At 25.8% G+C, this 21,295-nt stretch carries 20 protein-coding genes; 11 read left to right on the forward strand and 9 right to left on the reverse strand.

Features of this window, described 5'->3' with window-relative positions; genetic code table 11:
• Positions 1–38: 38 nt before the first annotated feature.
• Positions 39–2,597 carry a cell wall-binding repeat-containing protein gene (locus ABDZ71_RS00290; RefSeq protein WP_343757662.1) on the reverse strand — a complete coding sequence of 853 codons (2,559 nt, stop codon included), beginning with the start codon at positions 2,595–2,597 and terminating at the stop codon, positions 39–41.
• A gap of 702 nt (positions 2,598–3,299) precedes the next feature.
• On the opposite strand from ABDZ71_RS00290, the gene ABDZ71_RS00295 reads away from it, so the two are divergent.
• From ABDZ71_RS00295 to ABDZ71_RS00310, 4 genes are all read left to right on the forward strand, one after another.
• Positions 3,300–3,809 (forward strand): Panacea domain-containing protein, encoded by a 510-nt coding sequence (locus ABDZ71_RS00295; protein ID WP_343757665.1) that lies wholly within the window; start codon positions 3,300–3,302, stop codon positions 3,807–3,809.
• Complete coding sequence (locus tag ABDZ71_RS00300; RefSeq protein WP_343757667.1) at positions 3,809–4,948, forward strand: hypothetical protein; 1,140 nt, start codon at positions 3,809–3,811, stop codon at positions 4,946–4,948. Before ABDZ71_RS00295 ends, ABDZ71_RS00300 begins: the two co-directional genes overlap by 1 nt.
• Before the next feature lie 102 nt (positions 4,949–5,050).
• A complete protein-coding gene (locus ABDZ71_RS00305) occupies positions 5,051–5,800 on the forward strand; it encodes a hypothetical protein (protein WP_343757669.1) in 750 nt (249 codons plus the stop codon).
• Between the two features lie 283 nt (positions 5,801–6,083).
• Positions 6,084–6,680: a DUF3862 domain-containing protein gene (locus tag ABDZ71_RS00310; protein ID WP_343757671.1), complete on the forward strand. Its 597-nt coding sequence runs from the start codon at positions 6,084–6,086 to the stop codon at positions 6,678–6,680.
• Between the two features lie 494 nt (positions 6,681–7,174).
• Here the strand turns inward: ABDZ71_RS00310 and dhaL are convergent, their stop codons facing one another.
• The 6 genes from dhaL to ABDZ71_RS00340 all read right to left on the reverse strand — a co-directional run bounded on the left by dhaL (position 7,175) and on the right by ABDZ71_RS00340 (position 12,429).
• Positions 7,175–7,819 carry a dihydroxyacetone kinase subunit DhaL gene (dhaL, locus tag ABDZ71_RS00315; RefSeq protein WP_343757674.1) on the reverse strand — a complete coding sequence of 215 codons (645 nt, stop codon included), beginning with the start codon at positions 7,817–7,819 and terminating at the stop codon, positions 7,175–7,177.
• A 160-nt stretch (positions 7,820–7,979) separates the two neighbouring features.
• Complete coding sequence (locus tag ABDZ71_RS00320; RefSeq protein ID WP_343757676.1) at positions 7,980–8,978, reverse strand: dihydroxyacetone kinase subunit DhaK; 999 nt, start codon at positions 8,976–8,978, stop codon at positions 7,980–7,982.
• A 242-nt stretch (positions 8,979–9,220) separates the two neighbouring features.
• The gene (locus ABDZ71_RS00325) at positions 9,221–9,874 is read right to left on the reverse strand and encodes a class II aldolase/adducin family protein (protein WP_343757678.1); all 654 of its coding nucleotides are present in this window, start codon (positions 9,872–9,874) and stop codon (positions 9,221–9,223) included.
• 62 nt (positions 9,875–9,936) lie between these two features.
• Positions 9,937–11,304, reverse strand: coding sequence for a PTS galactitol transporter subunit IIC (locus ABDZ71_RS00330; RefSeq protein ID WP_343757680.1), 1,368 nt, complete (start codon positions 11,302–11,304; stop codon positions 9,937–9,939).
• 276 nt (positions 11,305–11,580) lie between these two features.
• Complete coding sequence (locus ABDZ71_RS00335) at positions 11,581–11,859, reverse strand: PTS sugar transporter subunit IIB (protein WP_343757682.1); 279 nt, start codon at positions 11,857–11,859, stop codon at positions 11,581–11,583.
• 105 nt (positions 11,860–11,964) lie between these two features.
• The gene (locus tag ABDZ71_RS00340) at positions 11,965–12,429 is read right to left on the reverse strand and encodes a PTS sugar transporter subunit IIA (protein ID WP_343757684.1); all 465 of its coding nucleotides are present in this window, start codon (positions 12,427–12,429) and stop codon (positions 11,965–11,967) included.
• Positions 12,430–12,827: 398 nt separating this feature from the next.
• Here ABDZ71_RS00340 and ABDZ71_RS00345 point away from each other — a divergent pair, with 398 nt between their 5' ends.
• The 3 genes from ABDZ71_RS00345 to ABDZ71_RS00355 all read left to right on the forward strand — a co-directional run bounded on the left by ABDZ71_RS00345 (position 12,828) and on the right by ABDZ71_RS00355 (position 16,642).
• Positions 12,828–13,034: a hypothetical protein gene (locus ABDZ71_RS00345; protein WP_343757686.1), complete on the forward strand. Its 207-nt coding sequence runs from the start codon at positions 12,828–12,830 to the stop codon at positions 13,032–13,034.
• A gap of 67 nt (positions 13,035–13,101) precedes the next feature.
• Entirely contained in the window at positions 13,102–15,927 is a 2,826-nt protein-coding gene (locus ABDZ71_RS00350) for a sigma-54-dependent transcriptional regulator (protein ID WP_343757688.1), read from the forward strand.
• Between the two features lie 313 nt (positions 15,928–16,240).
• The gene (locus ABDZ71_RS00355) at positions 16,241–16,642 is read left to right on the forward strand and encodes a replication initiation protein (protein WP_343757690.1); all 402 of its coding nucleotides are present in this window, start codon (positions 16,241–16,243) and stop codon (positions 16,640–16,642) included.
• Between the two features lie 126 nt (positions 16,643–16,768).
• Here ABDZ71_RS00355 and ABDZ71_RS00360 read toward each other — a convergent pair whose 3' ends face one another.
• Positions 16,769–17,881: a DEAD/DEAH box helicase gene (locus ABDZ71_RS00360; protein WP_343757692.1), complete on the reverse strand. Its 1,113-nt coding sequence runs from the start codon at positions 17,879–17,881 to the stop codon at positions 16,769–16,771.
• A gap of 413 nt (positions 17,882–18,294) precedes the next feature.
• Here ABDZ71_RS00360 and ABDZ71_RS00365 point away from each other — a divergent pair, with 413 nt between their 5' ends.
• The 4 genes from ABDZ71_RS00365 to ABDZ71_RS00380 all read left to right on the forward strand — a co-directional run bounded on the left by ABDZ71_RS00365 (position 18,295) and on the right by ABDZ71_RS00380 (position 20,149).
• The gene (locus ABDZ71_RS00365) at positions 18,295–18,492 is read left to right on the forward strand and encodes a cold-shock protein (protein ID WP_343757694.1); all 198 of its coding nucleotides are present in this window, start codon (positions 18,295–18,297) and stop codon (positions 18,490–18,492) included.
• Between the two features lie 413 nt (positions 18,493–18,905).
• Entirely contained in the window at positions 18,906–19,103 is a 198-nt protein-coding gene (locus ABDZ71_RS00370) for a cold-shock protein (protein ID WP_343757696.1), read from the forward strand.
• Between the two features lie 421 nt (positions 19,104–19,524).
• The gene (locus ABDZ71_RS00375; RefSeq protein WP_343757698.1) at positions 19,525–19,665 is read left to right on the forward strand and encodes a hypothetical protein; all 141 of its coding nucleotides are present in this window, start codon (positions 19,525–19,527) and stop codon (positions 19,663–19,665) included.
• 343 nt (positions 19,666–20,008) lie between these two features.
• The gene (locus ABDZ71_RS00380; RefSeq protein WP_343757699.1) at positions 20,009–20,149 is read left to right on the forward strand and encodes a hypothetical protein; all 141 of its coding nucleotides are present in this window, start codon (positions 20,009–20,011) and stop codon (positions 20,147–20,149) included.
• A 139-nt stretch (positions 20,150–20,288) separates the two neighbouring features.
• Here the strand turns inward: ABDZ71_RS00380 and ABDZ71_RS00385 are convergent, their stop codons facing one another.
• Complete coding sequence (locus tag ABDZ71_RS00385) at positions 20,289–21,053, reverse strand: DeoR/GlpR family DNA-binding transcription regulator (RefSeq protein WP_343757701.1); 765 nt, start codon at positions 21,051–21,053, stop codon at positions 20,289–20,291.
• Positions 21,054–21,295 lie beyond the last annotated feature (242 nt).

Genomic DNA, 21,295 nt, shown 5'->3' on the forward strand with positions numbered 1-21,295 from the left:
TTACAAAGAAAGTTTATATTTATTATATCTTTAATATTTTATTGAATTCCTTCTTGTGTTATATGAATCTTTAAAAGTAGATTATATTCTCCACAGTCTAAGCTTACATTTTCTTTAAAGTTTATTTTTTTATTACTATTATTAGGTTTTATAGATAGTTCAATAGTATTATTTTTTTCATTATAAGAAGCTAAAGCATATTTTTGAAATGATCCTTCATTAGAATCATTAAATTCATTAACAGATAAGAAAAATGGATTTGCTTTTGAGTTATTTTGTAATTTGTTAATATATTTATCTAATCCCTTTATAGGAATAGGTATTTCTTTTTTTCCACCTTTATTACTTGCATTAATTTTTATAACATTTTCATAATTTTGATCTCCCATATTAATATATAAATTTTTATTAGTTTGAGTAGCTAAAATAAAATCTTGTATTGGAGTAAGATCATATACATAGTTATGGTTAAAAGTAAAATATTCTAGTTTTAATAAATTTTTAGAAAAACTAATATCGCTTATAAAATTATTATCTAATATTAATTTTCTTAAATTTATTAAATTACATATTGGTTGAAAATTTATTTCATTTTTACTGTTGCATGAGCTCATATTTAATGTGTTTAGTTGGGTAAGATTACATATAGGCTCTATGTCTGTTATATTTTTATTATTATTTATATCAATATAAGTTAACTTTTTTAAGTTAGATAGAGGAGTTAACTTAGTTATATTATTTTTTTCTAATCCTAAAAAATTAATATTAGTAAGATATTTTAAAGGATCAATATTAGAGATACTATTATCCCCTAGATCTAAACTACTAAGAGATTTAAGGTTCTTCAAACAATCTATATTGCTGATATTGTTATGTTGTAAATTTAGTTTCTTTAGAGATGTAAGTCTTTTTAATGGAGATATATCTTCAATTAGATTAGATTCTAGGTATAAAGTAGTTAGATTTTTAGCATATTGTAATCCTTCTAAATTTTTAATCCCTTTAGTATATTTGTGATCATGTAATATAGGTAAAGTCCTACTATCAATATAATATAAATGCTCCATATCTTTTTTTGTAATATTATCATTATAATTTCTATTCTCATCTATAAAATGATTTATTACTTCTTTTAATTTAGGATCTGGTATGTTTATTATTTGATCCGCTTGAGATAGTTTTGCAGGAATTAGAATACTTACTTCTTTTAAATTATCATCTTTAAAAATATCATCTTGTAAGGTAACACTATATTTAACTTTTATAGCACCTTGTGTTGATGATTCTATTTTAGGGATAGTTATTTCTAATTTGTTTTTATCTGTGGAGTTTATTACTGGATGGAAAGAATAAATATAGTTACTTTCATTATTTATAGTCTTTAAAATTTTTAAGTTATTAGGGACTTTTAACATTTCTTTATTCATTTTTACTATTAACTTTCCATTTGAAGCGGTTACAGATTTTATAAATAAAGAAGTTTTAGGGTTACTTGAGTTGTTTGATTGTTGATTATTATTAGTATCTGATGAGTTTTCAGAACTAGCATTGTTTTCTTTTTCATTAGAAATATTATCTTTTGCTTTATTTTCTAATGTTTTGTTGATTTTTTCAATCAAACTGTTTGGCATAACGGAATTTGAACCTAAACCTTGTAAGTCTGTGTTTTTGTCTGCATGTTCTTTTATATAGTTAATTGCATTATTATCGGCATTAGATCCTTGTCCATTAACTAATACAAGTGGTGAATTAAATTTTCCTGCTAATGCAGATGCAACTAATGCATCTGGGAATTTGTCTCCTTGTGCGTTTGCAAAGTACATTTTTTTTCCTTTTTCTAAATTGAAAGTTTTTAATATATTTAGATTAGTTTCAAATCTATCATGTCCACCTTTTACTCTTTTTTGAGCATTTAGTCCATTATATACTGATGATGGAACCATTGTTTCGCTTCCAACTACAGTTACTTTTGAATTATGATCTTTAACAAATTTTATGGCTTCTTTTGCATCTCCTAAATCATTTGATACAATTAGAAGTAATTTTTCTTGAGCTGCTGCTACTGGTGCTACTGATAAGCCATCTGAAAATGCTTGTTTACCATTTACAACTAAAACATCACTAGCATTTACTCCTTCTTTTTCTACTAAGTAATTGGCTATCGCTATGTTAGTTGCAAATCTGTCTTTTCCTTGAAGTCTTGTTATTTTAGCATTTCCTACTTCTTTTTCAACGTTTTTAGATATAGCGCCTTCACCACCTAAAATGAATACATTTTTAGGATTTAATTTTTTAACAGCATTTTTTACGCTAGTTTCTAATTGTCCTTTTCTTGTAAGCAATATTGGAGCATCTAATTTTTTAGCTAATACTGATGCACTTAAAGCATCTGCATAATCTTCACCTGATGCAATTATTACGTTTTCTGCTCCTTTTGTCCAGTTTGCTTTAGCAACTTTTGCAGATGTTTCATATCTGTTTGCTCCGCCTATCAAGTCTATTTTACCAGTGGCTGCTTTAACGTTAGTTCCTGATACAGCTGTAGCCAATATCAAACTGGATATTGCATAATTTGTTAAACTTTTTAAGTTTTTCATAATAATCCTCCTATAAAGTTATTGATATATTGATGGTAATATTATATAATATTGCATAATAATTGTAAAATAGTTAAGCGTTTATGATTTTGGTCAAAGATTTAATAGTAGAATACTTATTAAAAAATGATAATAATAATTCTATACATTTTGGTTTATGATAAATGCATTTTTTATAATATATAAGTATGTGTGAAGATTTCCATAGAAAGTAATTAATATAATTTGTTTTTTATAATAGAGGAAATTTATATAAACTTTATTAAGTTTTATAAAGAAATTATGATAGAAAATTAACTTTTGGTGAAATTATTATTGTTTATACTTGTATAATAGTAGAAAATATAACAAAGATTAATATGATTTTAGAATAAGGATTATTTGATGTATTCTACATATTTACCTAATAAACATATCACTATATCATTAAAATCCAAATATAATATATGGGAGAGAAATATAATTTTCTTTCATAATTTAGTCCTATAAAGTGTGATGTAATAATAGAAATAAAATAGAGAAATAAAATTAGTCTATATAATAAGTTATAGAAATTAAACGAAATATACTGAATTTTATGATTAGTTAACTTATTTTGTTATTTATAATATAAAATGTTATTTGATGTATTATATGTAATGGTGATATAGTATATATGTATAAGTGTAATGGTTTTACGCTTTGGGGGAGGATGTTAGGTATATGTGTTATGAAGCTATTGATATTGCACAGTATGTTATAAACTATTCTATAGACAGAGGAAAACCTATAAGTAATTTAAAATTACAAAAGGTTTTGTATTATATACAAGCGGCTTTTTTAGTTAATAGAAATAATCCTTGCTTTAAGGAAGATATACAAAACTGGAGACATGGGCCTGTTGTTCCAGAAGTTTATAAAAGATATAAGATATATAGCAATAGAGAAATAAATGAAAAACAAACAGGTCATTCAGAACTTGCCTTAGATGAAGATTCAAATTTATATACAAAAATAGTAGAGTTTAGAGAAGATAAAATATGTGAAAAAGATAAGATTTTGATAAAAAAAGTGGTGGATTCTTATTTGGATGTAGAACCTTGGGAAATGGTTAAAAAAACTCACCATGAAGATCCCTGGATATACACATCTAGAGCAGAACAAATATCAATTGAAAGTATAAGAGAATATTTTAAGCTAAACAGATCTAGAATTTTCTGTGGAGGTAATTAATGGATAGTATTCTAAGGAAAGTTTGTGAAAAAGAACCTTACGATATAGATGATGAATGGTTAAAAAAAATTACTGATGAGATAAAGGATTATTATAAAATTAGTGGAGGTAGACACTCAGAGTCGGAAGTGTCTGCTTTTATTTATAAAAGCAGAAAGAGTGATTTTGAATATGTAGTGGAAAATCTTACACGCATATCTTATTATTTTAATAAAACTGGATTAAAAGAATATGCAATGAATATAAAAAGTCTTATTGATTATATAACATTAGAACTTTTAAGAGAAGATCATGTTCAAAAGGTTTATGAAACTAAAGTTAATGATTTAGTTTCAAAAGTAATGAAGAAAAATTTGGATAAATTTAATTCTGATATAAAAAAGAATAAGGAAGATACTAAAAAAGAATATAAAAGAATAGAAGAACATTATAAAAATATGATGGCAAAACAAGAAAAAGAACTTTCAGGAATAAATAATACTTTAGTATCTATATTAGGAATTTTCTCAGCAATAATACTATCTTTTTTTGGAGGCCTTAGTATATTAGGTAGTGTTATGCAAAATATCAATAAAGTAAGTAGATATAGACTTTCTTTTAGTATAGTTCTTATAGTGTTTTTTATATTTAACATTATATTTACTTTACTTTATGTTATTTCTAAATTAACAGGAAAAGATATAAGTGTAAAGTGTAATGATAATAAGTGTAGTCATTGTACTAAAGATAAAGACCCAACATATATGTGTTTAAAAAGTAATTTCCCAGCAGTGTTTTGGTATAATTACGTATGCATATGTTTTATGGGTCTTTTATTTATTATGTTTATGGTAGACCAATATAATTTAATTTCAAACATAATAAATATAATGGGAATATCAAGTAATAGTTTAAATATATTGGAAATTGGTATAATAGGATTAATTATTATTTTTATTATAGTATTTGTTTTAACTAAAAAGTTTTTTAAAAATGATGAATGTTATAGTACTACCTCAAAAAAGCAAACAGAAATGCAAATAGCAGCAACAAGAGAAGAAAGAAATAATATGAAAATAAATAGAAATATTAAATCCTATAAAGTAAAAGATGATATTGTAAATATACCTAGAGTGTACAAGCATAACAAAAGAAAATAAACAAATATACAAGAAGATATTTTATCATATTACGGTTATTATTGGAAAATAATGATATATTATGGTATTATATATGTATTTAATTGAGTAGGAGAAGAGAAAATGAGACTTTTATTATTACATCATTATGGTATAGGATTAAATATATTAGTTAGGTTAATATTTTTATTTTCAGTTATAATTGGAGTAATGGCATTTGAAGATGAAAAAAAGATGGACTCAGCAGGAAATTTAATATTGGTAGGAATTTTTGCTTGTATTATATTAGGAGTTTTAACAAGTAGTTTTATTGAATTTATACAAGCAGTTATACTATTTTTAGTTGGCATTTTTTTAGTATGTTTTATAGAGGGTTTAATTGAAGCTATATCTGATGAAAGAAAAAAGAAAAGAAACAAAATAAAAGATTCAAGTATTGGATATCATAGAGAGAAAACAAAAGATTCAAACAAAATTTATAAAGAGGATTTTCAGGATAAATATTTAAATGATGAATATCTTGAAGAGGAAGATTTAGAAGCTGGATATTTAGCATATCAGTATTTAGCATCTGAAAATGAATATGAAGAAGAGTATGAGAATGATGGATATAGTGAAGATATCATAGAGGAGTATGATGAAGAAGAATATAACGAAGATGATTATAATGAAGATGTTATAGATGATTATGATGAAGAAGAATATAACGAAGATGATTATAATGAGGATGTTATAGATGAATATGAAGAAGAATATAATGAAGATGATTATAATGAGGATGTTATAGATGAATATGAAGAAGAATATAACGGAGATGATTATAATGAGGATGTTATAGATGATTATGATGGAGAAGAATATAATGAAGATTAAATAAAAAATGTACTAATGTATATTTAAAAACAAATAATTTATTATTTTATAGGTACACCTACTAATATTATATAAATATATTAGTAGGTGTACTTTTGCTGTTTATAAAATAAACTTAATGAGTATATAGATTTGTTTTATATAAAAGTAATATTATTTATATATTAATTGAAATATATATAATAATATATTACTTACAATATAAATAGTTAAAATATGGAAAAAATAACAAATGTTTGATATAATAATAGAACGGTTATTCATATGGAAAGGATGGTGTTTTATGTCACAAAAACTTAATAAACCATTATATAAGAAATTTTGGTTTTGGATTATTATTTTTTTGATAATAGGTGGAATTGTTGGTGGTATGAGAAACACTAACAAGGAATCATCAAAAACATCTACTAAAAATTCAAATATAGAAGTTAAAAAAGATACTAGAAAAATAACATATGAAAAATTTTCTGAAGTAAAAATAGGAACAACTTATGATGATATAAAAAAAATATTAGGCAAAGGTAAAGAAGCTACATCATCAGAAATTAGTGGTATAAAAACTATTGTATATAGTTGGAGAAATGCTGATGGTAGCAATGTAGATGTAACTGTTCAAAATGGTAAAGTTGTAGGAAAAGGACAGGCAGGACTTTCACTAAAATCCTCAAATGTTAATATGGATAAATATAACAAAATAAAAACGGGCATGAATTATAATAGTGTAAAACAAATATTAGGACAGGGTCAGTTAATTTCTACATCTTCAATGCAAGGTATTAGTACTAGTATATATTCGTGGATAAATTCAGATGGTTCTAATATAACGGTAACATTTCAAAATGGAAAGTTTGCTTCAAAAACTCAATTTGAATTAAAATAAAACTATGTTTAATCAAATATTTATTAAACTATATTAAATAATTTTAAAACCTTAGAATTAACTAAGGTTTTATTTTGATTAACATTATAATTTAACTTAAAGGTTGATTAATAAGGATATTTGTTTAAGTTATAAGCTTAAAATTGTTTAACTAAAGATTTTGAACTATGTAATAAGGATGCTGAAAGTGAGTTTGCATAATAGTATTTATTTCCGTTCTTATGCTATTTTCACTTTCAGCTCATGCAAAGGAGACAAAAATGTTACACATGTCTAGAAGAAAAAAGTATGTGTTATAATTGTTGGAAATTACAGAGATTAATTGCCCAGCGATCACCATACCAGCTAAAACTAATAATGGAGATTTAAGAAAACCTTTTTTATTTGGTTTTCATAGATAGTATTTGTTATAATTTTAATTCTATACTAAAATAAGCATATTTTATAAATTGATTATCTGATTGAAAAAAGGATGATAAATTAGCTTTCTTTTTTTAATCAGCATTTTTTGAAGTATATTTGCTAATAGCTTTAAATATAAACATTACAGCAGTAGCTCCAGAATCTGGTCTTCCTAAAGATTTATCACCATAGTAAGCAGCTCTACCATGAACTGATCTCATGTTTTTAGTTTCTTCAACACCTTTACATGCAGCTCTATAAGCAAGTGCAGTGGTATCAACTATTGAATTTTTTTCAGAAGAGGATTTTTGAAGAGAAATAACTGCAGGATGTAAAGCATCAAGCATAGTTTTATTACCAAGTTCAGTATTACCAATATCAATAACACCTTTAACTGCAGCTGTTCCCATAGTAGCAAAATCTTCTAATCCTATAGATGATTTACCTTTAATAGATTTACCGGCTTTCATAAAGCAGTTTGATATTAATGTACCCATAGTAGAAGGAACAACAGAATTCATACGCATTCCAAGTTTCATAAGTAAAAAGCCAATATCAGAAGTTTCAATCTTATCTATTTCATCAGTTAATGCTTTAAATCCAGTACACATTGTTATACCTAAATCGCCATCGCCCATAGCAGCATCTAATTCTGTTAAATAGGATTTTTCTTCATTCATAACATTTGTGATTTCTTCTAATATACCCTTTATAGTTTTTTTATATGAGTTTTCCATAGATTCATCTCCTTATATTTATAGTTTTAAAAATCATACATTGAATAATAATATTTTAAACAAGTTTTATAAATGTTTAATTAAAAAACTCAATTATATAAACTTATATAATTTGAAGTGAGTATTTAATATTTTTACTTATATAAATATTAAAAAAGGGTTATTGATTAAAAAATGGAGAGTAAGCAGGAGCATCTAATAATTCTTTTAATTCATTATCTAGTTTTAATAAAGTTATTGACATACCAGCCATCTCCATTGAAGTAGCAAATTCGCCTATATAATTTTTATAAACAGATATTCCTAAATTTTTTAAAATAGTATATGTTTTTCTATAGGCAATATAAAGTTCTTCCTTTGGAGTTGCACCTAACCCATTTATCAAAATAGCAACTTCATCACCATTTTTATATGGTAAGTCCTCAACTATTTTATTTACCATTATTTCTACAACTTCATCAGAAGATTTTAACTCAGTTCTTTGTATTCCTGGTTCTCCGTGTATACCCATTCCTATTTCCATTTCCTTTTCACCTATTGAAAAAGTAGCTTTACCTACTTGAGGGACTATACAAGATGTTAAAGCTACTCCCATAGTTCTTGTATGGGAAACAGTTTTTTCTGCAACGTTTTTTACTTCTTTTAGTGAATACATTTTTTCACAAGCAGCTCCAGCAATCTTGTAAGCAAAGAAAAGACCGGCAACACCTCTTCTTTTAGATTCACTACCTTTTGGTGCAGAAGCTACATCGTCAGTTACCATAACTTCTTCAACTTCAATATCATCCATTTCACACATATCTTGAGCCATTCTAAAGTTCATTATATCTCCACCATAGTTTCCATATAAATGAAGGACACCAGCTCCGTTATCTATAGCTTTATCAACTTCATACATACATTCTGAACTAGGAGATGCAAAGACATTTCCAACACTTACTCCATCAGCTAATCCGTATCCTACAAAACCAAGGAAAGTTGGTAGGTGCCCAGAGCCTCCTCCAGTTGCAATAGCTACTTTGCCAGCTTTTTTTTCATCAGCTCTTACAAGACATCTGAAATTATTATTAACCATTTTAAGATCTTTTGGATGGGCTAAAAGGATACCTTCTACTGTTTCTTTTACAAAGTTTTCAGGTTTATTAATTAACTTTTTCATAGTTTATTCCTCCAATATTAATAAAATTTATGATCTATAATTTATATAAAATAATAATTGTTGAACAAAACTTAGAATATAATAGTTATTAATTTTATAGGATTTTAATATATAAGTTTATTTATTAAAAAGAGAGGTATAATGTAGTATTTTTTCTTCTAGATTATTAAAATTATTAAACTGAAACTTAGTCTTAATTTTTGGTATCTGTATAAGACTAAGTTTCAGCTATCAAGGGGCTATTATTTTTTTAATTTTATTTCAGAAGGATAAGCCCATTTTTTTAGCTCTTCAACTGGAAGTTGTTCTGGTTCTTCACCGTTATTTAGAAGTAAAGAACGATAGTAAACTTCAGCAACTTCTTCTATATAATGTGCGTTTAAAAGGGCAGTATCGATGTCTTTTGCAACAGAAACAACTCCATGTTTTTCTAATAAGCAAGCATCTGAAAGTTTTAAAGGTTCAATTACGCTTTTAGCAAGTTTTGTAGTTCCAGGTCGTCCATAAGGTGCTACGTGAACTGTTCCACCATAAGAAACTGCCTCGTAAACTATAGGAGGTATTTCTTTAGAAAGTACAGAGAAAGCAGTAGCAAAGTGTGAATGAGTATGAACTATAGCACTAATATCCTCTCTTGTTTTATAAGCTTCAAGATGAAGTAATAATTCACTGGTAGGTCTTACATCAGTTTCAATTTCTATAACATTTGCATCGATATCTACAACACATATATCATGATAAGTTAATTCTTCTCTAGCTACAGCAGAAGGTGTTACAACAATATAGCCAGTTTCCTCATCACGAATACTGAAGTTACCAGATTTATGTCTACATAAACCACTTTTGTCTGCAGCTTTAGCTACTTTTACTACAGCTTTTTTTAAGTTTTCTAACATTTAAATTACTCCCTTTCCCCATTTAGCTATTTTTTATTTTAAATATTTTAATTTATATCAATTTATTTAGCACTATTTTTAGCATCAATTTGTGCATCTACTTTTTTCATGTGCATATAGTACCAACCAAATAATGCTAGATATGCAATAAGTACTACTAATCCTAAAACATCTCCGTTTATGATATTGGCACCATGAGCCATTGCCCATCTAAAGTCAGGAGTTTCAATACCAAAGTAAGCTAATAATTGACCTTTAGGTATTTCAATTGTTCCAACTTTTTTTGCAAGATCAGTCATAAGAGGACTGAATTGACTTGAAACTATAAGGTAAAGTGGTGTAGCCATTATTCCGATTAATATCATTCTAAGCAAGTTTCCTCCAGTAATTATAAGAAGTGGAACTGCAAAACATATATTTATTATTGATCCTAAAGGTAGAACACTACTTAAACCTAATTTAGAAAATAATACTGCAAGAGCCAATTCTACTGGAACTAATATTATAGCTGTTACCCATATTTCAGATTGTCCAGCTAAGAAAGGCCAATCTAAACCAATGTAGAATTTTCTACCTTTAAATCTTTTTTTCATAAGTTCACTCATTGCATCAGCAATAGGAGATAGAGCTTGCATAAATAATTTTGCTACCATAGGGAAGAGAACTAATGCAGTAGCTACTTGTATACCAGTAGTTAAGATCCCTTTAACGTTATATCCACCAAAAGCGGCTATTATTGAACCGACTATGAAACCCATAGTACTGTTTTCACCGAATATACCAATTTTTTGTTTTAATTTAGCAGCATCTATTTTTACATTGTTTATCCCAGGTATTAAATCTAATAATTTGTTGAATGGTAAAAGTACAGATGCAGTAAGCATCATTGGGTGAGAACAAGCAATTCCCGGGATTTTAGTAATTTCATAAGTTTGTTTCTGGGTAATATCAGCACTTTTAAGTTCAAAGACTACCTGAATAGCTGCAACAACAAAAGCAAGAGCTAAACTTCCAGTTATAGCTGAAACGATTACAGCAGTTAAGATTTTTCCCCAAACATTCCACATATCAACATTTAAACAGTCTGTCCAACCAAGAGCTAGCATTGCAATGTTTATAATTATTTGTAGTGGGAACATTGCTAGTGCATAAGGCCAAGCCCATGCAACTGCAGCCCATGGAGACCAACCAACATCTATAGCGTTAAGATGTATTCCTGTACTTTTAACAAAAGCGTTTGCAGCAGGACTTATTGCTCCAAACATAAAATCTAAAACAACATTCATTCCTATAAATGCAACACCTAAAGTTAAACCAGCACTAATAGCTTTCTTAGGTTTCATTTTAATTAGTAATCCCATTATTATCATTATTATTGGTAAAAATATTCCTGCACCTAAGTCTAAAATATAGTGTATAATAGCACTCATAATCTAATTCCTCCTTAAATTTTATTTTAATTTTTAAAGGTTAAAATTGTTTTGAGTATGAAATATTAGAAATATATTTGTGTTTTTACTAGTCTCAATTTAATCTGTTTTAATAAGTGTAATAGGTAAGTTGTTTATTTAAGTTTTACAATGATTATTTAGTTTTTTACTTTAAAGCTTAGATTATTAGCAATTAATTTTAATTAAATAGTTGTAAGTGTGTGCTATAGTTAAATATTTTATAAGGTCTAATTCTGATTAGTAAAAATCAAAATTTTACTCAATAAGTTCTTTTAATTTATCAAATTCTTCGTCAATTCCCATACCAGTTAAAAATGGTATACCGCTTAATGTAGGTATTTTTATATCTAATCCTTCTGTTGGAACAATTGAAACGTATATATCAGCTTGTCCTATAACACTTTCTAAAGATTTTATATCAACTGCTTCTACGTTTGCTTGTATTCCTGCGTCATCACACATTCTAGCTATTTTTGATGCCACTGTTTGGGAAGTTGCAACCCCTGAACCACATGCTACAATAATATTTTTCATTTTAACTCCTCCTTATTATTTTTAATTTTATATTTTAAATCTCGTTTATGATAGATTAATAAGTTCAATTTTTTGTTTTCATTAATAATGTTGTTATTTTTTTAATTAACTAAGTTCTTTATTTAAAAGTTCTAATATTTCAGAGGCTTCATTAGAATTTTTAAATTTAGTTAAGGTTTCTTCATTTGAAAATATTGACATAAGTTTACTTAATGTTGTTACTTGTTTTTTAGGATTATTTATTGCTAGCATAAATATTAATTCTGAATCTATATCTTTTTCTCCACTTCCCATTTCTTTAAAAGTTATTGGATCTTTTAGTTTAGCAAATATAATTGCGGGTTTTATAACATGCTCTGGATCAGTATGGGGAATTGCAACATTAGCTCCTTTAGTTATAAGTCCTGTGGGAAATACTTTTTCTCGTTCTATTACAGCATTTTTAAATGAAGCTTTTGCATATCCTTTTTGAATTAGTAGTGATGAAAGTTTATTTAAAAGATCAAACTTATCATCTGCAGCAAAATCTAATAAGATTAATTCTTTGTTTATTAGAGAATTAGCTTCCATAGCATCACGTCCTCCTTGAAATTTATTTTCTTGTAAACATATACAGCAACTTTTGTGCCAAACAGAGCATATGAATTTTCAATGTTGAAATTAAAGGCTTTTTTACATGACAATATGCACTAGAACATATTTGATAATTAGTGCATGATGTTTTTAAGGTGAAGCTATACTGAATTTTCAAAAAATATATGCATTGATTAAAAAAATAATCAAATAATAGAATATTATGAATTAAAATAAAATTAGAAATCATATATAAGTGTTGAAATTAAAGATTTCATAAAAGAATGAAATCTTTTATTCCATAATATAACATTGAAATTGAAATATTTTTAATATAATCTATAATAAAATAAATATATAAAAATAATAAAATATTAAAATAAAGGGGTGTTAATATGAAACCAGGGGTTTGGTATTTACTAGTTTTTTTGACAACTACATTATTGATAGCATCTTTTTTTACAAGAAATATATATTTAGGTGGAGCATGTTTTTTAATGGCTATGTATCTTGATAAGTTTAAAGATAAAATACCATTACCAAAAGCTTTTGAAAAACTAAAAATTGTTCATATGAAAGATGAAAAAGATAAATCTAAATAAAATAAAAACTAGAGAAAGGAAGTGAAAGACATAAGATAAATTAATATAAAGGTTGGTGATTAGAGCAATGACAAAAAAAGAAAGTATTTATATATATATAAAGGACAGTGTATCACTTGAGAATATAAAAGAAAATGTAAGAAAAGATGAGGATATTGGCATAAGTGCTTTTGAAATTCAAGAAAAACTTAATATAGTTAGAAATAATGCTAGTACATTATTAAATGAACTTTGGAGAGAAGGCAAGTTAATTAAAATAGTAACAAGACCTGTTAAATTTATTCCAAGTAAAGCAATTAATGAAAACGTTTTTGAAGATATAGGTCAAAACTGGAAAACAGAGCTTACTCCTAATGAATTGAAAGATATTATAAAAGAATGGGCAGTAACAAAAGAAAATCAAAAGGAGGATCCCTTTGATTTACTAATAGGAAGTACCAATAGTCTTTTAAATCAAATAGGTCAGGCTAAAGCTGCAATAATGTATCCACCTAATGGTTTGCATACTTTGATATTAGGTAAAAGTGGTGTAGGTAAAACAACTTTTGCAAATACTATGTATGAATATGCAAAGAAGAGTAAAAAAGTAGTAAAAGAAGACTTTCCATTTATATCTTTTAATTGTTCAGATTATTTTAATAATCCACAATTGCTTTTAGCACAGCTTTTTGGATCAGTTAAAGGAGCTTTTACAGGAGCTGATGAAAATAAAAAAGGACTTGTAGAAGAAGCAAATGGTGGAATATTATTTTTAGATGAGGTTCATAGACTTCCACCAGATGGTCAGGAAATGCTGTTTTTTTTAATGGATAAAGGTGAGTATCATAGGTTAGGGGAGACAGGTAAAACTAGAAAAAGCAGTGTTCTTATAATAGCAGCAACTACAGAAGATCCTAATGATGTTTTGCTTACAACTTTTTTAAGAAGGATACCTGTAATAATTAAACTTCCTTGTTTTTCTAACAAAGATATAGGTGAAAGAGTAGAAATAATAGAAAATTTATTTTACAGGGAAGCGGTTAAATTAAAAATGCCTATAGGTATATCCCCAGAAGTTTTAAAAGCTTTAGCTATATATGATTTTGCTGGAAATATAGGAGAACTTAGTTCAGAAATAAAGCTTTTATGTGCAAAGGCATTTTTATTTTATATACAGACTAATAATCCTAATGTGAAAAAATTAAAAGTTGAATTTCAAATGCTAAAAAGAGAAATTAGAGAGAATATATTTAAAGAAAATAAAATAGAGGGGAAAGTAAAGGAATTTCTAGATATTTTAAATGATGAGATAATTATTTCACCATCTAATACAAGTAGAAATTATTCTGATTCATTTAATGAAAGTATTTATGATTTATTATTTTCAAAATTAGAAGAATTAAAAAAGTGTGGATTAGATGAAAAAGAAATAGATATAAAAATTAACGAATTAATAGAGAATCATTTTGATAAAGTTATAAATAAAATTAATTTTGACGGATTAAATATAAGACAATTATACAAAGTAATAGATAAAGAGATTGTAGACACTTCAATAAACTTAATTAATTATTCTTCTCAAAAGTTAAACACCAAATTTAGTAGCAAATTAGTTTTAGGATTTGCTTTTCATATTCAATCATTAATCAAAAGATTAAAAGAGGAAAAACCTATAAAAAACCCAAATTTATACAAAATAAAGAAGACCTATCCACAAGAATATAAAGTTGCAGAAGGGTTGATAGTACAGTTAAACAACAAATTTAATATTGATATACCAGAAGATGAAAAAGGTTTTTTAGCATTTTTGCTTGCAAATAATAAAGATGAAAAAGAAAATCAATCTAAGATAGGAATAGTTGTAGTGTGTCATGGGGAAAGTACAGCTACAAGTATGGCAAATGTTGCTAATTCATTGTTGAATTCTAATGTTGTTAAATCTATAGATATGCCTTTGGACTCCGAAATAGAAGAAGTATATAATAAAACTCTTGCTACGGCTATAGCTTTGGATAAGGGAAAAGGAATATTACTTTTAGTAGATATGGGATCTTTAGGAAGTTTTGGAGATAGAATAATGAATGAAACAGGAATAAAGGTTAAAACAATTGATAATGTATCTACCCTTTTAGTCCTTGAATCTCTTAGAAGAGTTTTGTATAAAAAAGAAAATTTAACAATAATGCACAAATCACTTACCAAAAAAGAGAAAGTACCTACTATAGGCTCTTTAAAAAATAAAAAGAAAGCAATAATAACAGTATGTGTTACTGGTAAAGGTGCAAGTATGATGGCTAAAAATATATTATTTAATGTTATAAATGAATCATCAAGTAATGAAGACATAGACATTATTCCATTAGATTATATATCTGCTGAAAAAGATTCTAAAGAACTTAAAAAGTTAAAAGATAAATATGATATTATTGCATGTGTTGGAAGTTTGAAACCTAAACTGGATGTACCCTATTTTCCTATAAATCAACTTTTAAATGATAAATTTAAAGATAAATTTATTAAATTTTTACAGATAAATATATCTAAAAGTAAAAATCAACTTAAAGAGGGACAAAAAAGTATATATGATATATCAAGGGAAATGTTAGAACAGTATGTAAAATGTTTGAACCCAAGATTTGCAGTGGCTTATATAAAGAAATTTATAGACAAATTAAATTTAGAGAATAAAAGCGATGAGAGTAATTTGATAGATTTAATAGTTCATTTAGGATGCATGCTTGATAGATGTATACATGAAGATATTGTAAAATTTGATAATATGGATAAATTTATAAAAAATAATAAAATACAGTTTATGAAAATAAGGAATGCATCTAAAATATTAGAAGAAGCATATAGAATAAAAATAACAGATGATGAAATTTGTTATATATTAAAGGTTTTAAAAAAATAATTTAATGGAGAACTATATTCTTATTCATTTAAGAAAAAGATAGTTTTAAACTTTACGGTATTAAAGTGAAGTTATAAACTATCTTTTATTTTTATATAGTAGGATAATGTTTTAAGGTTTTTTAATAATATAAAGGTATTCCCACTAAAAAATTATAATACTCTTTATTATTTTTGAAAAAATTGTTAAAATTACTTATATAAAGTTAGAAAATGGTATATGGATAAACTTAAAATAATTATATAAGGATTTATGATATTTCTAAATTAGGTTAGTTTGAAATATACTAAAATACTTTCGAGGTGAATGTGACATGTGTAAAAATTACTTATCAATTGAATCAGAATATTTTAAGGTTTTTTCTAGCTATGATTTTACTATAGAGGAGCAAAAATTAATTTTACTTTTGGCTAATATGTTAAAAAAAACAGATAAAGATTCTAAAATATATAAAGTTAATATATGTGAATTTATGAAGCTTTTAGAGAATCAGCCAAAAGTAAAGTATACTAAGATGCAAGATATAATAAGACAACTTATGAAAAAGTCTATTGACATACAGGAGGGAGATAGTATTACTGAGACAAAATGGATTAATGGAGCTATATACAAAGAAGGAACTGGATGTGTTGAATTAGTTTTAAGTCCATATTTAAAGACATATATGTTAAACCTTAAAGGAAAATATACTAATGAGCAGTTAGGAAGTATTTAATACTTTAGATATTATTATATAAAAACCCAAATCCTTATAATAAAGTTATAGATTTGGGTTTTTATATTTAAGAATAATTTAGTGAATTTAAAACTATTGATTAGATAAGTTATTTATTAGTAATTTTTAATCTTCTAAAACTTTTCTAGGGATAGTTAATTTAATATCTTTTTCTATTGAAGATAATATGTTTTCGTCTTTAGGTGCTGAAAATAAGAAGGCATAACCTTTTTCACCAGCTCTACCAGTTCTCCCTATACGATGTATATAACTTTCTGCATTTTCTGGCATGTCGTAGTTAAAAACATGTGTAACCCCGTTTATATCAAGGCCTCTTGCAGCAACATCTGTTGCGATAAGGTATTGAATTTCTAAATTTTTAAAAGATTTCATTATTCTTTCGCGTTTTGATTGTTTTATATCACCGTGAAGTTTTTGGCAGTTATAGCCTTTTTTATAAAGAGCTTCTTCAAGGTTATCAACTCTTCTTTTGGTTCTACAAAATATTATTGCCATGAATGGATTTTCTTCATCTAAAACTTTGCAAAGTGCATCTTGTTTCTTTCTATCTGTTGTTTTTATAAGAAGTTGTTTTATATTATTAAGAGTTACTTTTTCTTTTTTTATAGTGATGACTTTAGGATCTTTCATATTTTTGTATGCTAATTTTTTTACATCAGAATTGATTGTTGCTGAAAAGCATAGAGTCTGACGTTTTTTTGGAATGTTAGATATAATAGTTCTAACTTCATTTTTAAATCCCATAAGAAGCATTTGATCAGCTTCATCTAATACTAAAGTTTTTAAATTTTTAAAATTAATAGTTTTTCTTTCCAAATGATCTAAAAGTCTACCAGGGGTTGCGATAACTAGGTGAATATTATTTTTTAGTTTTTTAAGTTGGGACCCTATATCTTTTCCGCCATAAGCTGCTAATATGTTTATGTTTTTAGCTGATTTAAGTTTAGTTGCTTCCTCAGTAATTTGTATGGCTAATTCTCTTGTAGGTGTTATTATTAAACCTTGAACACCTTCTGTGGTAATAGACATTTTTTCAAACATAGGCAGTAAAAAGGCTAAAGTTTTACCAGTTCCTGTTTGAGATTCAGCTATAATGTCATGTCCTTTATTTATAAGAGGAATGGTTTGCTCTTGTACTTTTGTAGCTTTATTAATTCTTTGATGCTTAAGTTCTTTTAATAAGGATTCTCCTATACCTAATTCTTTAAAGTTTATCATAATAAATTACCTTTCATCTTTAAAATATATTTTGATTTATATAAATGTGTTAAACCAATTAAGTATATCATATTTTGAATATAATAAAAATGAAAGATACTAGGGATACAAAACTATTTTATAAAAATCTGAATTTTAACAAAATTTATTATTTTTTTCAACACAAATCATGGATAATAGTGTATAATAATAGTAATAAAAATTTAAAATGCTTTTTCATAAAAATTTCAAGAAAATCCTTGAATTATCTAAAATGTTATGTTATACTTACATGGTATCTTTAATGAGAAATAAATAAGTAATTGAATCAATATTTTAGAATTGTATGTGATTAAGAATAACTTAAATACATAGATTTTGAAATTTTTATTGATGAAGCATTAAAGAAATAAAAATTTCGGAGGTAAGAAATTATGACAGGAACAGTTAAATGGTTTAGTAGCGAAAAAGGATTTGGATTCATCACAACAGAAGAAGGAAATGACGTATTTGCTCATTTTTCACAAATCAACAAAGAAGGATTCAAAACTTTAGAAGAAGGACAAAAAGTATCTTTTGACGTAGCTGAAGGACAAAAAGGACCTCAAGCTGAAAACATCACTTTAGTTTAATTTTATTAAACTAAGTATGTTTTAAGGTTTTAATGGTAAGCTTAGGTTTATTATTAAAATATTAAGATATTTACAAAGTAAATAAAAAGTGATTTCTATTAAGAAATCACTTTTTTTATTTATATATTTCAAATGATTATGTTAGTATATGATTTAATATGAGAAATTATTGTAAAATTTAGCATATTAAATTAGGAGTTCTATTTATTAAATTTAGCTTATAATATATTTGACTATTATAGATAAATATGTTATACTTACATGGTATCTTTAATGAGTAACAAATAATTGACTAAATTGATATTTTGAAATTTTGTGTGGTTAAGAATATCTTAAATACATAGATTTCGAGATTTTTATTGATGTTTTATTTTGAGAAGTTAAAGAAATAAAAATTTCGGAGGTAACAAATTATGACAGGAACAGTTAAATGGTTTAACGGAGAAAAAGGATTTGGATTCATCACAACAGAAGAAGGAAATGACGTATTTGCTCATTTTTCACAAATCAACAAAGAAGGATTCAAAACTTTAGAAGAAGGACAAAAAGTATCTTTCAAAGTAGTTGAAGGACAAAAAGGTCCTCAAGCTGAAGATATTACAATACTTTAATATTATTTAAATATTGTTGTGTACTTAAGTTTATAAAAGGTGATTTCTATTAAGAAATCACCTTTTTTATTTGTTAAAAATTTATTTGTAAAATCTAGCACAAAACTAGGTTTGTTCTAATATAATATGTAGTATAGAACAACAATTTAAAATAAAGTTGGTGCTAGATTATGTACTGCATATGTTGTTTTAGTATTATTGCAGCTTTCATATTTTGGCTTTTGATTTACCAGTATTATATATACTATTGTTATTACTATTATTACTACTGTTTATGTTGTTTGTGCCAAACCTTAAAAGATAGGTATAGTTGCAATAAAAGCCCTTGTAAAGCCAACTGTTCTAAAGGTTGTTCAGCAATTACTATAAATGCAAACAATGTAAATGTGTATTTAAATTGTGATTAAGAGGTGACTTGTTAATGGAAAATATGGATAAAAAAGTTATAATGAATAGAGAAGAAGAAGCAATGGCTAGTTGTTGTGATCATCATGGAAGCAACTGTGGTAAAATAGATATAACTTGTAATAATGTAAATATATATGTTAGTTGTGGTGACTAATAAACTTAATTAGTTATTAACCCTATGCTTTTGCATAGGGTTTTTATAATGTTCTTATTTTAATATTAAAATAACTTTTAGATTAATATCACAAAACAAGCTTTCTTATAATATAATATATAGTATAGAATAACAATTTAAAATAAGGTTGATGCTAGTTTATGTACTTTATATAATATTTTTGTTGTTATTGTTTATTATTATATTAGGAAAAATTGAAATGTAATTATAGTTGTAATAAAAGTTATTATAAACCTAATTATTTTAAAGGTTATTCAAAAATTACAATAAATACAAATGATGTAAATAAGTATTTAAATTGTGATTAAGAGGTGACTTGTTAATGGAAAATATGGATAGACAAGCTAGAAAAGATAGAGAAGAATTAGCAATGGGCAGTTGCTATGATCATCATAGAAGTAACTGTGGTAAAATAGATATAACTTGTAATAATGTAAATATATATATTAACTGTGGTGACTAATAAATTTAATTAGCTATTAACCCTATGCGTTTGCATAGGGTTTTTATAATAAAAAAATTAATTAGTAAGTAAATTACATATGTAAACATAAAGAGTAGGTTAATTAAGTTAAATAATCTACCTTTTATTGTTATAAATTTTAGATTTTAGTTATTATAAGATTGGTATTAGTCTTTTTAAGTTCACTAGCTATTTTTTTGTTTAACAAAGAGTCAGTAACGATATAGTCAATTTTATTAATGGGAGTTATATTTACCATAACATCTTTACCAAATTTACTACTATCTGCAGCTACAAAGATTTCTTTAGATCTCTCTATTATAGTTTTTCTTGTAACTGCTTCTTGCATATTAAAATCAGTAACTCCATTTTTACATGTAATACCACCAGCACATATAAAACTTTTACTTATATTAAGCTGAGAAAAATTAAATAAATAGTCATAACTTACAATAGAATGTTCACTGTGTCTAACTCTTCCTCCTATAAGTATAATTTCAAAGTCTGAATTTAAAAGTTTGGTTGCGATTGGTATAGAGTTAGTTATTATAGTTAAGTTTTTCTTGTCTGATAAATATGATGCTATATGATAGGTAGTAGATCCGCTATCTATGAATATACATTCGCCATTTTTTATAAATTCACTGCAAGTTTTTCCAATAGCATTTTTTTGTTCAATATTACTATTCATCCTATTTTTCATTGCAGGTTCATTAAAGGAATTTTTTTTAAGCTTTGCCCCACCATATACTTTTTCTATTTTATTTTGTTTTTCTAATATGCTTAAGTCTCTTCTTACTGTTTCAATTGATATATTAAATTTCTCTGCAAAAGTAGGTATGGTTATCATATCTTTTTTTGATAACAAATCTAGAAATTTTTTTTGTCTTTCAATTGGAAGCATAATATCACCTTTCAAAATTGATAAGTTTTATTTGTATATATGAAGAATTTATCATATAACATGACAAACTTCAAGCTAAAACGTAAAAAATATGTTTAATATAATAAAATTTTTATTTAAAGTTTATCATAATATTATAAAGATATAATAAACATATTATAATATTTTACACAGTATTAACCTTCTTATAATACAAATTAACATATGAAGATGTATACTTAAGGTGTAGTAAGAAAAGAATT

It is taken from the genome of Clostridium oceanicum, from assembly GCF_039521385.1.
Taxonomy (GTDB): domain Bacteria; phylum Bacillota; class Clostridia; order Clostridiales; family Clostridiaceae; genus Clostridium_F; species Clostridium_F oceanicum.